We start from the raw sequence: 15,041 nt of genomic DNA, 5'->3' as shown, positions 1-15,041 counted from the left end.
GGGTGGGGGGAACAACATGCGGAGCAACACGCTCGCTTGGCTGGCGATTTCGTTGGGGACACTCGTGGGCTGCGGGGACGCAGAGGACGCGTTCTTGGAGGAGGAGGAAGGGACCGTCGAGGGGGTCGCGGTGATGGGCCTCGTCGAGGAGAACGCGATTCAGCCGAACGCAATTCAGCCGAACTCGATTCAGCCGAATGCAATCCAGCCGAACGCGATTCAGCCGAACGCAATTCAGCCGAACGCGCTCACACCGTCGGCCTTTAGCCCGGACACGCTCGCCGCGCTGCAGGATCCGGGCGAGGCCGGACATGGGTCGCGGATGTTCCTCCGTTATGCCGTGGGGTGCGCGCTCGCTCCGTCCCAATCGTTCACGGTGACATGGACCGACCTCGACGGCGTCGAGCATACGGAGGCCTACGTCGGCCAGCTCGGGCTCGCGCCTTCCTGGGCGACCGGGCCCCTCGACGAGACGGGGCAACGGTGGGTCTCGGCGTGCCTTGCGGCCCGGACGAATTGGTATGGCGTGACGGTCCTGATCTCGATGCGAGCCGCCCACAGCGCAATCAAGCAGGCGGGGACCCTCGAGAAAATCATCTTTCCTCGAGAGGAAGGGGCTTTCTGGGGGAACCTGTTCGCGCCGACGCCGTACCTGCAGTCCTGTGTATATGTCCCGAACACAGATTACGCGCGCAGCGTCCAGCGCGACTGCGCCGCGGGGCACGTCGGGCCCGCCGGAATCGAGAGCTGCGGGATCATCGTGCGGCGCGGCTCCTGCGACGCCGTGTGTGATTCGATCGATACGACCAATGGATTTCGTCCGAAATGCGTCTACGATGGGACGGTGAGCCCGCCTCGCAAGACCACGGAGGTCGTGACGGTGTTCCTGCCATGACGTTTGTCCACGGCGCGCCGCTCGACGAGGGCCCGGTTTCCCTGGGCCCACGGCGAGGCATCCGATGCCTCGCGTGCGGGCGGCGCGTACCCGTGGACGGTTGCCCCGAGCACGGCACAGGCCCGCCGGACACGATCACGCCCGAGCCACCCGAGCCACCCGCGCCGGTGTTTCCAGGCTACGAGGTCTCCGGCACGCTGGGCCGCGGGGGGTTTGGCGTGGTGTATGCGGCGCGGCGCATCGAGGACGGAGAGCGCGTGGCCATCAAGCTCGCGCATCCGGACGTGCCCGAGGCCGCGCCGCGCCTCGTGCGCGAGGTCGAGGTGATGCGCGCAGTCGGCCCGCCCCACGTGCCGGCCTTCTTCGCGCGCGAAGAGCTCGCCTCCACGGGGACGTACGTGGTCATGGAGCTCGTCGCCGAGAGGACGCTCGCCGATCACCTGCTCGCCCGCGCGGGGCCGCTGCCCGCCCGCGAGGCGATCCTGCTCGGGCTCGCGGTGCTGCGCGCGCTCGAGGCCCTCCACGCGCGGGGATTCGTGCACCGCGATCTGAAGCCGGAAAACATCCTCGTCGACGCCGAAGGGAAACGCGCGGTGCTGCTCGATTTCGGCGTCACGTGCGCCGTTTGGCCCGCGGCCCCCGCGCTCACGGCGGCGGGCGCGATCGTGGGCACGAGCGAGTACATGGCCCCCGAGTCGTGCGAGGGGCACCGCGGCGAGGACACGCGCACCGACATCTACGCGATGGGCATCTTGTTGTATGAGATGCTCACAGGGCGTCCGCCGTTTTTCGGTCCCGCGCCGCTCGTGCGCGAGGGCCACGTGAGCCAGAGGCCGCCGCCCCCGTCGGCCGTCGCGCCGCCGCCGTTCGCGCGATCGATCCCGTCCGCAGTGGAGGACATCGTGCTGCGCTGCCTCGCCAAGGCCCCCGCCGATCGCCCTCCCTCGGCCGCCTACCTGCGCGCGAGCCTCGCCGCCACGCTCGCGCTGCCGGACGAGGAGCACCTCGTGCTCGCGGTACCCACGCTCGATCCGCCGCCCGGAGCGAAGGCACCGAAGAGCGCCGAGCGGCGCGTCGTGTGCATCGCCTGCTTCGAGTCGAGCCTCGATGCGATCGCCCTGCGGCGCGCGCTCGAGCCGTTCGGCGCGCAGATCGTCCACGCCTCGGCGGGCCGGTACGTCGCGGCCTTCGGCCACGAGGTCGATGAGAACCCCGCGCGGCGCGCCCTCGAAGCCGCGCGCTCGCTCACGGAGCAGGGAGCTTGCGAGCGCGTCGGGCTCGATCTCGCGGCCGTCGCGGTCCACCTCGGCCCCGAGGGATCCCGCCGCATCCTGGCGCCGCGGATCGCCCGCGAAGACCGGTTCCCGAAGGCTTCGTCGCCGCCCGGCGTCTCCCTCTCGGCGGCTGCTCGCGCGGTGCTCGAAGCCTCGGGCGTCGCGCCGGATCCGCTGCCCGGCTACCTCGACGGCAGCGTCGAGGAGACGCCGCCCACGTCGTCGGGCGAGATCACGGACGTCACGTCGTCGCGCAACGCGATCCCGCTCTCCGGGCGCGAGCGCGTGCTCGACGCGCTCACGGAGCTCGCGCGACAGGCCATCGAGGGGACGCTGCCTTCGGTCGCCGTCGTGCTCGCCGAGGCGGGCTGCGGAAAGAGCTTTCTCAAGCGCGCCCTCGTGGAGCGTCTCGTGCAGGTTTTACCGGGGACGCGGCTCATCGTGTTCTCGGCGCACGAGCCGGTGCACGGCGCGGCGGGGAGCGTGCGCGAGCTCTTGCAACGCGCCCTCGGCTTGCCCGACGAGGCCCCCGAGGACGGCGGGCGGGAACTGCTCGCGGCGAGGCTCGGGCCCGCGCGCCACGTCGAGGCCGGCGCAACCGTGGCGCGCTCGCTCGGGTGGATCTCGAAGGGCAGCGGTGCGCCGATCACGGGCCCTTCCGCGCTGCACGCGATCGAGGTCGCGCCGGGCGCGTTGCGCACGCTGCTCACGGTGAGCGTGGGCGAGGCGCTGCGGCGCAGGGCACTCGAGGCGCCGCTCTGCGTGATCCTCGACGATGCGCATTTCGCCGATGAGGCGACGCTCGCGATCCTGGATCTCGCTGCGCGGGCCGAGGCGCGCGCGCCGCTCTTCGTGTGCGTACTCGGCAGGCCCTCGTTCGAGGAGGATCACCCGTCGTGGGGCGCGCGGGCGCATCGCCGCGCCATGCATCGGCTCGGCCCGCTCGATCCCGCGAGCGCCGCTGCGCTCTGCCGCGAGCTTCTGCGGCCTGCGGAGAACGTACCCGAGTCGGCGGTCGCGCGGATCGCGGCGCGGGCCGAAGGCGTGCCGCTCCTGCTCGTCGAGCTCGTGCGGGGGCTCAAGGCCCAGGGGATTGTCCGGAAGCACCCTTCGGGCAGCGGGTATTTTCTCGCGACCGACGAGCTCGACGATCTGCCGGATCTTCCGCTCATCGAGTGGCTCGCGCACCGCGAGCTCGACGCGCTGCCACCCGCGGCGCGCGCGCACGCCTGCCTGGCCGCGGTCCTCGGCGCGGAGGTGACGGTCGCCGAGATGCACGGCGTGCTCGGTCGGCTCGATCGGATGAGCGCGGGCGGGGATTTTCCGCTCGACGCGCGGGTCGGTTCGGAGCGGCTCGTCGCCGCGGGGCTCCTCGCGCGCCATGGAGCGGGCCGGTACGCGTTCCGGCATGCGCTCGTGCGCGAGGCGATCGCGCGTTCGGTGCCGGAGGCCCAGCGCGCCCGGATTCACCTCGCGGCGATGGCGTATTTCCAGCAAGCTTCGGGCTGGGACGGCCGTTCGCCCCCGAGCGGGGACGAGCGGCACCTCGCGCAGCTCGCGCACCACGCGACGAACGCTGGCGAGCGCGCGCTCGGCGAGCGGGCCTATCTCGCGCTCGCTGAAGCGGCGCGGGCGCGGCATGACTGGCTCGACGCGGAGCGCTGCTACACGCGCGCCCTGGAGGCTTCGACCACGAGCGCGGGGGCCCCGGACAAACCCCTCGATCTGCGCCAGGGCGCCCTCCGGGGACGGGGCCTCATGCGCTACCGGCTTGGCCGCTACCCGGACGCGCTCGACGACCTCGCCCTCGCGCGTGAGGCCGCGGCCGGTGATCCCCTCGCGGAGGCGGAGATCCTCCTCGACGAGGCCACGGTCCTCGACTGGATGGCCGACTACGAGGCGTCGCGCGCGCGTGTCGTCGCGGCGGAAGGGATCCTCCCGGAATCGCGGCCGCCTGCGCTCCTCGCACGTCTCCTGCTCGGCCAGGGTTTGTCGCTCCTCCGCTTCAGCCGCGAGGCCGAGGCCGTCCCGCTCTTCGAGCGCGCGATCGAGGTGGCGGACGCGATCGGGGACGAGGCGTACGAGCCGCGGATCGTCGCGCTCACGATGCTCGGCTTCGTGCTGCCGGCGCTCGGCTGCCTCGCCGAAGCCGAGCGTGCGATCGTGCGTGCGATCGAGCTTTGCGAGTCGCACGGCGACGACCTCCACCTCGCCAGCGTGATCAACGCGCGGGCGCTGCTCGCGGCGCTCGTCGGGGACAAGGCGCGCATGGTCGCCGATTTCGAACGCGTCGCCTGGCTTGGCCGCGAGCTCGGCCAGGACTGGCTCGAGATCCTCGCGTGCCACAACCTCGGCGAGTACCTGTATCTATGGGACGACCTCGACGCGGCCGAGCCTCACGCGGCGCGCGCGCTCGCGCTCGAAGTGCGGCACACGGGCGGCGCGCCGCGGCCCGTGATCGCCCTGCTCGACGGGCGCCTGCGGCATTTTCGCGGCGACCTCGAGGGCGCGCGCGAGGCGGCGGCGCGCATCCGGGCGCAGGCGGGCCCCGCGCTCTCCGTGCCGGCGGAGGACGTGCTCTGCGTCATGCTGGAGCTCGCCACGCGGGACACGGACGACGCGACCTGGGACGCGCTCGAAGCCCGCTCACGCGAGTTTTCCGTGGGGCAAGAGCGCCTGGAGGTGACGGAGGCCCGAGGTTTGTCGGCGCTCCGCCGCGGGCGCACGGCCGAGGCGCGGCGCCATTTCGAGCGCGCGCTCGCAATAGGGCGGACCGTGCCGAACGTCATGACGCCCCGGATCGAGCGCCACCTCGCGCGGACGCGATCGGACGAAGCGACGTTGCGTTCGTAATGCCGATACCGGGGCCGTCGCGGACGGCGTATCGTGCGGGCATGGATGTCGACCGCAATGGTTGGGCGAGCTCTCGGGTCGAGCCGCTCCCCGTGTCGAGCGCGTACACGCTCCTCGCGCAAGATCCTTCGGCCCGCGTCGACATCGCGCTCTGGGCGCACAAGGCCCGCACGTTCTTCGGCGTGACGCTCGAGATCGAGCAGCCGAAGGCCTACCCGAACGGCGAGACGCCCGCGGCGGACGCGGCCGTCATGTTGGTCCAGCGCAAGGGACGCAGCGCCGCGTCGCGCGTGCGCGTGGTGACCGTGCCCGTGGAGGAGGCGCCCGAGGCGCGCCTCTGCGCGGAGGCGGGCGCGGCGGCGATCGGCGGCGCGGGCATGGATGTGCTCGTTCAGCGCGGCCTTCGGGTCTGGCAGGTGTCGAGCGAGGTCGCCGAGGGGGACGATCCCGACGCGCCGCTCGCGCTTGCGGCGATCCTCGCGTCGATCCTGCTCGCTCCGATCGTACCGCCGGGTGGGGGCACGATCTTCGGCGTGAAGGGCGCGCGGGAGCGGCTAGGGTTGGCCTGACGAACCCTGTTCCGGGACGAACCGGGTGCGCGCCTACGGAGGCGGCGTCCTCGCCTTCGGCGAGGCCCGCTTTTTTTCGCGTCTTCTGCGTTCTCCGTCCGAACGGGGCCTCCGGCGTCCCCGAGAAAAGCCTGCGACAGACTTGCGACCTTGGGCGCGTCGGGGTACGGTAGGTGCCTCACGAACGTCACTGGCCCTCGACACGACGCTTTCTTTCCTCCCTCCACTCGGAGGGGGACGTGGCTCGCCTCGAACGACTGGAAGACGCAGCGTGTGCTGGCGCGGACTGACCCGCGCAGCACGTCCCCGTTCGATCGCTACGGCTTCGTCGAATGGTCGGCAGAGATGGCGCTCCCGCGCGCGAAGGAAGCCGTGAAAGCATCATGTCATGGGAAATCGTCTCTACGTAGGCAACCTCTCCTACAGCACCACCCGCGAGACCCTCGAGCAGGCGTTCTCGGCTGCCGGTGAAGTTCGCGAGATTGCGATGCCGACCGACCGTGAGACCGGTCAGCCGCGCGGCTTCGCGTTCGTCACGATGGGCTCCGCGAGCGCGGCGACGAACGCCATCTCGCAGCTCAACGGGGTGATGCTCGACGGCCGCACGCTCAAGGTCAACGAGGCCCAGGAGCGTCCCCCGCGTGAGGGTGGCGGCGGCGGTGGCCGTGGGTTCGGCGGCGGCGGCGGCGGCGGCTTCGGCGGCGGCGGCGGCGGTGGTCGTGGCGGCGGCGGCTACGGCGGCGGCGGCGGTGGCCGCGGCGGCCGTGGCGGCGGCGGGCGCGATCGTTACTGATCGGTAACGGTCGGTTGACCCGGAGCGGCGCGGCGGGTTGCCGGAAGGCCCCGCCGCGCCGACACGTTTCTCATCCCCCACGTCCTTCGGGACGCGCAGAACCCCAAGCGAAAGGCAGAGCCGCATGCAGAGGCAGGGAGCGCTGAAGCGCCAGAAGGAACGCGCGCGTCAGGAAAAGCAGCGCGAAAAGACCGCGAACAAGCTCGAGCGTCGCAAGGAAAAGGACACGCGCGGCGATCAGACGCCGGGTGAAGATCCGGACATCGCCGGCATCGTCCCGGGCCCCCAGCCGCCTCAGGTGGACTGAGCCCGAAGCGCCGCGAACGAGGCTCCGCCGCGCCCGCCCTCTCGCTCCGGCGAGTCTCAGAGCCCCACACGTCCCGCGGAACCATGCCCGCGTTCCCTTGTCGTTTGGCCACGGGTCGTCGTGGCCAGGAGGGAACGATGGATGCGTTTTTGCGCGAACGGAGCGTCGTGATACGCAGCCTCATGCGGCGCGTGAGGCATGCGGGATTTGGGCTGGCTTTGGGGCTCGTTGCGTGCAGCGGGGCGGCGGGCAACGGCGGTGGAGGGAACACCGTGCCCACGACGGCGGGCCCTGGCGAGGCGGCGAAGGGTGCGGAGGAGGCCGGGGGCGACGAGATTCCCAAGGCGCCCGAGTCGCAGAAGCCGAACCGCTGCGCGAAGGGCGGGCCTTTCCCGCCGCTCTCGGCGACGCCGAAGCCCGCGACGGAGCCCAAGCCGCTCGCGTGTCGCCCGAAGGATCCAGCCGCCGAGAGATCGATCACGGCCGACATGCGGGCGCAGTACAAGCCCACGCGGCCGGGCAGCACGGTCGAGGTCTCGTTCGGATGTGACGGGCTCGAGCAGCCCATCACGAAGCTCGTGTACGAGCATGGCGCCGGGCACGGCAACCAGCTCGAGATCGTGCAGATCTCCCGCACGGATCCGGCGGCTGCGTCGTACGACGTGATCGGGATCCGCGAGTCGTCGCCGTTCGTGAACAACCCGAAGATGCCCCCGTTCCAGGTGTTGCGCGCGAAAATCCCGACCGACGCCGTGGCCGCGAAAATGCCCTTCGTGCGCGCGGCGCTCCACACGACGATCCGTGAGACCCTGCCGAAGTCGGGGCTCACCGGGCTCGCGGCGTTCGGCTCGTCGTCCTCGATGCACGTGCTCGTGCGTCTCGAGGACGTGGCGGGGCGAGCCGTGGAGAAGAAATTCTCGGACTCGATCGGCAGCGATGGCCAGGGCCGGTACTTGCCGCTCCAGCGGGCCGGTGCGGAGATCCGGCAGCTCGTCGACAAACTGTCGTGGCAAGACGGGCCCGCGTCGGGGGATGTGCTCACGCTCTTCGAGGAGCGGTTCCTCGCGTCGATGGTCGAATCCGCGGAGCCGGATGCGTGGTGGGTGCGCGCGGCTCATCTGCAACTCGCCAGCCTCGCCGGGGCCCGATCCCTCGTGCCGTCGATCGTCGAATTGCTCGGCGCGCCGAGGCCGGAGGGGCGCATCGACGCCTGGCAACGCCAGCAGGAAGTCGCGACGGCCGCGCTCGCCGAGCTCACGGGATGGGATCCCCGGAAGGACGAACAAGGCGCGTCGCGCCCGATCGAGGCGGCCGCCCGTGATTTCGTGGCGGAATGCGGGAAGGTTTCGTCCGCCGCGCGATGACGCAGGCGCTCGGACCCCTCCTCGGCGGGCTCTCGCTGGTGCTGGCCCTCGGCTTCGTGCTCGCGCGCGTGCGAGGCCTCGGCGCGCGCGAGGCCGACGTGCTGAATGGGCTCGTCGTCGACGTCACGATGCCCGCGCTTCTCTTCGCCGTGCTCGCGCGGGATGGCATGGACTGGGGCGCAGCGCGCGTGTTGCCGTGGTCCGCAACCGCGCTGCTCGCCGCGCTCGGCGTGGGCGCTGCCGTGGCGCGGGCCTTTGGTCTCGACGCCCGCGCGATCGGCAGCGCGGGGATCGTCGCGTCCTTCAGCAACACGGGGTTCCTCGGGTTGCCGCTCCTGCTCACGCTCTTCCCGAGCGACGCGGCTGCGAGCTCGGCGGCCATGATGATCGACCTCGTCATCACCACGATCCTGCTCTGGACCCTCGGCCAGGCCTACGCCGAGCGCTTCGGCCGCGGCGCTGCGTTCGACGCGAGAGCCGCGCTGCGCACCTTTCGCAAGCCCCTGGTCCTCGCCGTCCCGCTCGGCGCGCTCGTGCATGCGCTCCAACTGCCGATCCCGCCGTTCTTGCTCACCACGCTCGAAGGGCTCGGACGTACCACGACGTACCTCGTGTTCCTCTCGCTCGGCCTCTCGCTCGACGCGCGCGCGCTCTCCGGCCGCGTCGCGCCGGCGATCGCGATTTGCGCGGTCAAACTCTTGTTCGCGCCGGCCGTGGCGCTCCTCTGCGTCCGCGTCTTCTCGGTGTCCGAGCCGCTCGCGACCGTCGCTGTGCTCCAGGCGGCGATGCCCTCGGCGCTTGCCAGCGTGATCATCGTCGCGCTCACGGGGTGTGATCGTCCGCTCGCGGCGGCCGTGTGCACACTCGCGTCCCTCGCGTCGATGGCGACGTTGCCTCTGGTCGCCTGGATCGTCGAGGCGACGCGGCCCTGAGCCTGCTAAGGTCGCGGCCGTGCCGAACCCGAACTACATCACGCCCGAGGGGGCGCGCCGGCTGTCGGAGGAGCTCGGCCGGTTGCGCTCGGTGGACCGGCCGCGGATCGTTCAGGAGGTCGCGGATGCGGCTGCGCAGGGCGATCGGAGCGAGAACGCCGAGTACATCTACGGCAAGAGGAAGCTGCGCGAGATCGACCGCCGCATGCATTACCTCACGAAGCGGCTCGAGAGCGCGGTCGTCGTGGATCCGAAGGAGCAGAAGGGGGACAAGGTCTTCTTCGGCGCCGCCATCGAGGTCGAGGACGAGGACGGCAAGCGGCACACCTATCGGATCGTCGGCGAAGACGAGATCGACAGCAAGACGGGGCGCATCAGCTGGAAGTCGCCCGTGGGCCGGGCGCTGCTCGGCAAGAGCCCGGGCGACGTGGTGACAGTGCGTCGTCCGGCGGGCGACATCGAGATGGAGATCGTGAGCGTGAAGTACACGTGAGGTGATACGATGTCCGCGTTTTTCGTCGTGGCGTGCTGCCTGACGGACCGGAGCCATCGATGCCGCCGCGTGTCTTCTTGCCGCTTGCTTCCGCCGCGTTCGCCGCCCTCGGCGCCACCGCCGCGCGTGCAGCGCCACCGCCGCCGCCCGCGCCCTCGGCGGCTCCCGCGTCCGATTCCGCGCCCGCAGCTGGGTCCGTGCCCGCACCCGCACCCCCTGCGACGCTTGGCGCGCCGCCGCCTGCGCCTCCGTGGGCCCAGCCCTCCTGGATGCAGCGCCCGCCGCCGTGGGCCTATGGGCCTTATCCCGGGTGGAGGCTCGAGGACGAGGGGAAGGCGTCCGCGTCGTCGACGCGGCAATGGTACGGCGCGAAAACACTGCTTGGACTCATCCCCTCCGATGTCGTGTTTACGCTCGGCTACGTGCTCACGTTCAGCAGCCACAGCACCGAAGACATCGGCGTGGTGATGGTGGGTCTCGGTGCTGCTGGGCATTGCTTGACGGCGCCCATCGTGCACTGGGTCCATGGCAACGTCGGCCGCGGGTTCTTGAGCCTCGGGCTCAATGTGGGTTTGCCCGTCGTCAGCGCCATGATCGCCGATGTGAGCGACGCGAGGGACATGACCATCCCCTTGGTCCTCCTCTCGGTCGTCGCCTGGCCCGTCGTCGACATCGCCGTGCTCAGCTACGCGGAGTCGGAGCCGGAGCCGAAACGCAAACGCACGTCCGCGATGCCCTCGTTTACCGTCCTGCCCATGATCGACCGTGACAAACAAGGTTTGTCGCTCGCGGGCCAGTTCTGACCGATCCGGCGCCATGGCTCCCCCGAAGGCCTCTCCCGCCCGTCCCCCGTCCGCGCGTGACGCCGCCGTGACAGACCTCCGGCCGCGGGATGCCGAGGGCGCGCTGCACACGTTCGTCGCGGTGTCCCTCACGGCTGCGGGGATCGCGTTGTCTTCGCGCGCGTCGTGGGCCGCGTGGTTCGTCGGGCAGATCGTGTTCGCCGTCTCCTTCGTGAAATGGTTCTCCCTCCTGCACGAGGCCGGACATCACACGCTCTTCGCGACGCGGGGCCTGAATACCCTCGCCGGCCACCTCGCCTCCGTGATCTCGGTGCTCCCGTATGCGAGCTGGAAAGCCATCCACCGCATGCACCACAAATGGACCGGCTTTCAGGACAAGGATCCCACGACCTCCTCGCTCGTCCCGCGCCCGCTCGGCACGTTCGAGCGCGCTGCGATCAACATCGCCTGGCGCGCCTGGCTCCCGCTGTTTTCGTTCCTCTACCGGGCGCAGAGCTTCTGGCACCTGCCGCGCCTCTTCCGGCTCTTCCCCGAGGCTCGCGCACGTCGCGCCTTCGTCGTCAATGCGCTCGCCTTGCTCGCGATTTATGCCGCGGCCTTCGTGTTCGTCGGACCCGCGGCGCTGCTGCGCCTCTTCGGGCTCGGGCTTTTTCTCGGCTTCGCGTGGATGGATGTGATCATGTTGAGCCAGCACACGCACATCCCGCTCGAGCTCTCCCACGGCGCCGACGTCACGCCGATTCCCGCGCCCGAGCAGGCGCCGTACACGCGTTCGCTCCGGTTTTCGGGCTTCTTGTCGACGTTCGTCCTGACGGGGTTCGACGCGCACGAATTGCACCACGTCTTCCCCTTCGTGCCGGGCCCGCGCCTCCGCGAGATCCCGTGGACGCCGCCGAACGAGGCGCCTGCGTGGGCCTGGATCCGCGCCGCCAAGGCCGTGCCGGCCGAGGTCTTTCTCTTCAAGAACCGGAGCACCTCCGGCCTCTCGATCTAGCCCCATGGAACCCGCGGCGCTCTCTCCGCTCGCTTGTGCTGGGCTCCTCGTCGGGAGCTTCGTTGTCGGCGGCGCCTGCCAGTCCGCGTGGTTCGCGCATCCGCTCTCGAAACGTTTCACCCGTCCGCTCGACGGAGGTCACACGTTCCGGGGGCGACGCCTCTTCGGCGACAACAAGACCACGCGTGGCTTCGTGGTCATCGTGCCCGCGACCGCGCTCGCCATGGCCGGCCTTGGGACCGCGGCTCCGCGCCTCGGCCTCGCCGTGTGGCCCTCGACGTTGCCGGGGCTCCTCCTGCTCGGCGCGGTCTCGGCGCTCGGGTTGATGCTCGGGGAGCTGCCGAACTCCTTCGTGAAACGTCAGCTCGACGTCGAGCCGGGCGCGCCGCCGAAGCACCGCTTGGGGCGCGTGATCTCGGCCGTGGCCGATCGGCTGGATTCGGTCGTCGGTGCGCTCGCCGGCGCATCGTTGGTCGTCGAACTATCGTGGAAAACGGCGCTCTTCTGCCTCTTGATTGGGCCGCCGATCCACGGGCTTTTCAGCGTCCTTTTGTGGGTGCTCGGCGTGAAGAAGAGGGCAGGATGAGGGGGCATGGGGGGATCGGGGGGGTGCTCCGGAAGCCGCCGTTCGTGCGGGGGTTCGACGCCGTCGACGACGTCGCGCTCATCGGCGGGAAGGGACGATCGCTGCAGGAGCTCCGCGCCGTGGGGGCGCCCGTGCCCGAGGGCGTGATCCTGACGACGGCCTTCTCCGAGGCGCTGACGGACGAGGGCAAACCCGTGCCGGCGCGCTGCATGGAGGCGCTCGACGAGGCGCGCCGGAGGCTTGGCGGCGGGCCGCTCATCGTGCGCAGCTCGGCCGTTGGCGAGGACGGGACGACGGCGGCCTTCGCGGGGCTGCTCGAATCGATCTTTCCGGTCGACGGCGCGGATCCCGCGGCGATCCTCAGCGCCGTGCGTCGGTGCGTGGCGTCGTGCGCGGCGGCGCGCGTGCGTGCGTACGAGCAGGCCCGGAAGGTGCGTTTGCAGGGCGCCGCGGTCGTCGTGCAGCGGCTCGTGCCCAGCGCGGCGGCCGGCGTCCTCTTCACCGACGGCGTGATGCTTCGTGGCGAATGGTGCCGCGGGCACGGACAAGCGCTCGTCGACGGCGCGATCACGCCGGGCGCCTTTCGCCTCGATCGCCGCGCGATGGAAGGCACGCGTCGCGTTGCGCACGTCGAGCGTTTGCCCGAGGACGAGAGCCCGTTTCCTCTGACGGACCAAGCCACGCGCGCGCTCGTTCGCCACGCGACCACGCTCGAACGGCGGCGCGGCCTCTCGCTCGACCTCGAGTGGGCCGTCGATCCCGAGGACAACCTCTGGATCGTGCAGGCGCGGCCGGTCACGGATCGGCGCACGTTCTTGTGGTCGAACGCGAACATCAGCGAGAACTTCCCGGCGCCGGTGACGCCGCTCCTCGTCTCGTTCGCCCGCGCGGGATACGACGCGTATTTCCGCAACCTGGCGCGCGCGTTCGGGATCGTGGACGCCCGCATCGAAGCCCACGACGAGGCGTTCCGCGGCATCGTCGACGCGCACGGCGCGCGGCTCTACTACAACCTCTCGCACATCCACGCGGTCCTCCGGCTCATGCCGTTCGGCGACTGGTTCGTGGACAGCTTCGACGTCTTCGTGGGCGCGGGCGCCTCGTCGCCCGAGGGCCGGCGCGTGACCGACGAGATCACGGCGCTCGGCCGCGTGATCACCCACGTGGCGCGCGCGTATCGTGATCTGCCGGCCCGCGTGGCCCGCTTCGAGCACGTGGTGGACGACGTCGCGTCGCGGTTTCATCCGCGCGAGGTCGAGGCGATGCCCATGCGCGCGCTCGCTGAGGGGCTCGAAGCGATCCTCGACGTGCGTCTCCGGCGCTGGGTCGACGCCTCGCTCGCCGACTGCGCGGCCGCTGTCACGTATCGCGCGTTGCAGGCGCTCCTCCGCGTGATCGATCCCGATGACGCGGTCGCGAGCGGGCACGGCGCGGAGGACCCCGCGGCGCGGCACCACGCGCTCCTCAAGGGGCTCGACGTCGCCGGCGCGTGGTCGCTCCGCGCGTTGTGGGAGCTCGCGGTCGTGGTTCGCGCGGACGCGCCCGCGCGCGAGGCGCTCGCTGCGTGTGGGGGAAGCTTTGCCGTATTTCGTGGCGCGCTCGGCCCGCAGCTCGTCGCGCGTGTCGACGAATGGCTCGATCGGTTCGGCTTCCGCGGATCGGGTGAGCTCTTGCTCACCGAGCCTTCGCTCGCGGAGGAGCCGGACCGCCTTCTGCCGCTGCTTTCGCGGTACGTGGAGGCCGTTGGGGATCCAACCATCGAGAGCCCCGCGCGTGCGTTCGAGCGCCAGCGTGCCGAGCGCGAGCGCGAGACGGCACGGCTCCGCGCGCGGCTCGGGGGACCTCGTCGTGCCTTGCGACCGCTCTTCGATGCGCTCGTGCTTGCGACGCAGACGTCCGTGCAGCTTCGTGAGCGTGCGCGGTTTCGGCAGGCCTTGCTGTACACGCGCCTGCGCAGCGTCGCGCTCGCCCTCGGCCGGCGGCTCGTTTCAGCGGGCACCACGGACGCCGCCGCCGACGTGTTTTTCCTTCGGTTCGACGAGCTCGTGGATCTCGCGGCAGGCCGCGGTTCCCCGAGCGACGTGCGCGCGCTCGTCGCGTCGCGCCGCGCCGAACATGCCGCGCTTTCCGCGCTCGATCTGCCCGATGTCTTCACCCTCGCCGCGGGCACGTGCGTCGCGCCTTCCGCGCTCTCTGCGCCCGTGGATCCCGCGCCCGATCTCCCTGCCGACGACGGCGTGATGCGCGGCGTCCCGGCCAGCGGAGGCCGCGTTTCGGGGCGCGCCGCGGTGCTCGGGGGGCTCGCCGATGCGGGTAAGCTCGCGCCCGGCGACGTGCTCGTGGCGCGACAAACGGACCCCGGCTGGGCGCCGTTGTTTTTCCTCGTGAAGGGCCTCGTCCTCGAACGCGGCGGCATGCTCTCGCACGGCTCGATCCTCGCGCGGGAGCTCGGCATTCCGTCGGTCGTCGGCGTCCCCGAGGCCACCACGCGGATCCGCCACGGCCGCGACATCGTCGTCGATGGAGACACGGGGCATGTTCGGCTCGCGTGACGGGCATTGGTCCGTGATGTGGTTTCGCGAGCGCGTCCATGCGTCGTGGTACCTGCTCGTGCCGCTCGCGCTCTTCATCGCGCTCGCGGGCGGGACCGGCAGGCTTTTTCCCCGGACCACGACTGCGCTTTTCGGGATCGTCGCGTTTCGCTTGTGGGACGACGTCACGGATCTTCCGCACGATCGAAAATACCACCCCGAGCGCGTGCTTTGCCGCCTCGTTACCACGACCGAGCCCTTGCTCTACGCGCTGGGCGGGCTCGCGTTCACGGCGGCTTCGATCGGGTTCACCCGAGCCGCGATCGCGCCATTTCTTGGCGCGGTCCTCGCCTCCCAGGGCGCCTTCGCCGCGCGTGTGGTTTGGCCCGGCCTGCGTGGACTCTTCGCTCACGTGATTCTGCTCAAGGTGCCTGCGCTCGTGCTTGGTCTCGCCCTCCCGGACACGCCCCCCCTCGTGGTGCTCGGCCGCGCGATCACGCTGTATGGCGTGGTCGCCGCCTACGAGCTCGTGCACGACGAAGACGCGCGCCGCGGACCCCTCGCGCCCGCGCTGGTCCTCGTCGACCTGGTTTGTCTTTGCGCTGGACCTGCGCTCTGGCTGATTCACGACCGCGTTTTCTGAAGGA

At 71.0% G+C, this 15,041-nt stretch carries 13 protein-coding genes; all 13 read left to right on the top strand.

Annotated elements, in window-relative coordinates; translation table 11 throughout:
- The first annotated feature begins 16 nt into the window (after positions 1–16).
- Entirely contained in the window at positions 17–895 is an 879-nt protein-coding gene (locus POL67_RS37880; RefSeq protein WP_271925523.1) for a hypothetical protein, read from the top strand.
- Positions 892–5,022, top strand: coding sequence for a protein kinase domain-containing protein (locus POL67_RS37875; RefSeq protein WP_271925522.1), 4,131 nt, complete (start codon positions 892–894; stop codon positions 5,020–5,022). Before POL67_RS37880 ends, POL67_RS37875 begins: the two co-directional genes overlap by 4 nt.
- 41 nt (positions 5,023–5,063) lie before the next feature.
- Positions 5,064–5,591 (top strand): hypothetical protein, encoded by a 528-nt coding sequence (locus tag POL67_RS37870; RefSeq protein ID WP_271925521.1) that lies wholly within the window; start codon positions 5,064–5,066, stop codon positions 5,589–5,591.
- 388 nt (positions 5,592–5,979) lie between these two features.
- Positions 5,980–6,384: an RNA recognition motif domain-containing protein gene (locus POL67_RS37865; protein WP_271925520.1), complete on the top strand. Its 405-nt coding sequence runs from the start codon at positions 5,980–5,982 to the stop codon at positions 6,382–6,384.
- 124 nt (positions 6,385–6,508) lie between these two features.
- Positions 6,509–6,691 carry a hypothetical protein gene (locus POL67_RS37860; RefSeq protein WP_271925519.1) on the top strand — a complete coding sequence of 61 codons (183 nt, stop codon included), beginning with the start codon at positions 6,509–6,511 and terminating at the stop codon, positions 6,689–6,691.
- Positions 6,692–6,963: 272 nt separating this feature from the next.
- On the top strand, positions 6,964–8,055 hold the full coding sequence (locus POL67_RS37855) for a hypothetical protein (protein ID WP_271925518.1): 1,092 nt from the start codon (positions 6,964–6,966) through the stop codon (positions 8,053–8,055).
- On the top strand, positions 8,052–8,987 hold the full coding sequence (locus POL67_RS37850; protein ID WP_271925517.1) for an AEC family transporter: 936 nt from the start codon (positions 8,052–8,054) through the stop codon (positions 8,985–8,987). The genes POL67_RS37855 and POL67_RS37850 overlap by 4 nt, the downstream gene beginning before the upstream one ends.
- A gap of 19 nt (positions 8,988–9,006) precedes the next feature.
- The gene (greB, locus tag POL67_RS37845; RefSeq protein WP_271925516.1) at positions 9,007–9,480 is read left to right on the top strand and encodes a transcription elongation factor GreB; all 474 of its coding nucleotides are present in this window, start codon (positions 9,007–9,009) and stop codon (positions 9,478–9,480) included.
- 59 nt (positions 9,481–9,539) lie between these two features.
- Positions 9,540–10,283 carry a hypothetical protein gene (locus POL67_RS37840; protein ID WP_271925515.1) on the top strand — a complete coding sequence of 248 codons (744 nt, stop codon included), beginning with the start codon at positions 9,540–9,542 and terminating at the stop codon, positions 10,281–10,283.
- A 13-nt stretch (positions 10,284–10,296) separates the two neighbouring features.
- A complete protein-coding gene (locus tag POL67_RS37835; protein ID WP_271925514.1) occupies positions 10,297–11,277 on the top strand; it encodes a fatty acid desaturase family protein in 981 nt (326 codons plus the stop codon).
- Between the two features lie 4 nt (positions 11,278–11,281).
- On the top strand, positions 11,282–11,863 hold the full coding sequence (locus POL67_RS37830) for a CDP-archaeol synthase (protein ID WP_271925513.1): 582 nt from the start codon (positions 11,282–11,284) through the stop codon (positions 11,861–11,863).
- A complete protein-coding gene (locus POL67_RS37825) occupies positions 11,860–14,415 on the top strand; it encodes a PEP/pyruvate-binding domain-containing protein (protein WP_271925512.1) in 2,556 nt (851 codons plus the stop codon). The genes POL67_RS37830 and POL67_RS37825 overlap by 4 nt, the downstream gene beginning before the upstream one ends.
- Positions 14,399–15,037, top strand: coding sequence for a hypothetical protein (locus POL67_RS37820; RefSeq protein WP_271925511.1), 639 nt, complete (start codon positions 14,399–14,401; stop codon positions 15,035–15,037). The genes POL67_RS37825 and POL67_RS37820 overlap by 17 nt, the downstream gene beginning before the upstream one ends.
- The last annotated feature ends 4 nt before the right edge of the window (positions 15,038–15,041 follow it).

Source organism: Polyangium mundeleinium (assembly GCF_028369105.1).
GTDB lineage: Bacteria > Myxococcota_A > Polyangia > Polyangiales > Polyangiaceae > Polyangium > Polyangium mundeleinium.
This window is presented reverse-complemented; position numbering and strand designations above follow the sequence as displayed.

Coding starts and splice junctions, on each gene's coding strand:
- POL67_RS37870 (WP_271925521.1), top strand. CDS start 5,064: ATGGATGTCGACCGCAATGGTTGGGCGAGCTCTCGGGTCGAGCCGCTC.
- POL67_RS37865 (WP_271925520.1), top strand. CDS start 5,980: ATGGGAAATCGTCTCTACGTAGGCAACCTCTCCTACAGCACCACCCGC.
- POL67_RS37835 (WP_271925514.1), top strand. CDS start 10,297: ATGGCTCCCCCGAAGGCCTCTCCCGCCCGTCCCCCGTCCGCGCGTGAC.
- POL67_RS37875 (WP_271925522.1), top strand. CDS start 892: ATGACGTTTGTCCACGGCGCGCCGCTCGACGAGGGCCCGGTTTCCCTG.
- POL67_RS37880 (WP_271925523.1), top strand. CDS start 17: ATGCGGAGCAACACGCTCGCTTGGCTGGCGATTTCGTTGGGGACACTC.
- POL67_RS37820 (WP_271925511.1), top strand. CDS start 14,399: ATGTTCGGCTCGCGTGACGGGCATTGGTCCGTGATGTGGTTTCGCGAG.
- POL67_RS37825 (WP_271925512.1), top strand. CDS start 11,860: ATGAGGGGGCATGGGGGGATCGGGGGGGTGCTCCGGAAGCCGCCGTTC.
- POL67_RS37860 (WP_271925519.1), top strand. CDS start 6,509: ATGCAGAGGCAGGGAGCGCTGAAGCGCCAGAAGGAACGCGCGCGTCAG.
- POL67_RS37840 (WP_271925515.1), top strand. CDS start 9,540: ATGCCGCCGCGTGTCTTCTTGCCGCTTGCTTCCGCCGCGTTCGCCGCC.
- POL67_RS37850 (WP_271925517.1), top strand. CDS start 8,052: ATGACGCAGGCGCTCGGACCCCTCCTCGGCGGGCTCTCGCTGGTGCTG.
- POL67_RS37830 (WP_271925513.1), top strand. CDS start 11,282: ATGGAACCCGCGGCGCTCTCTCCGCTCGCTTGTGCTGGGCTCCTCGTC.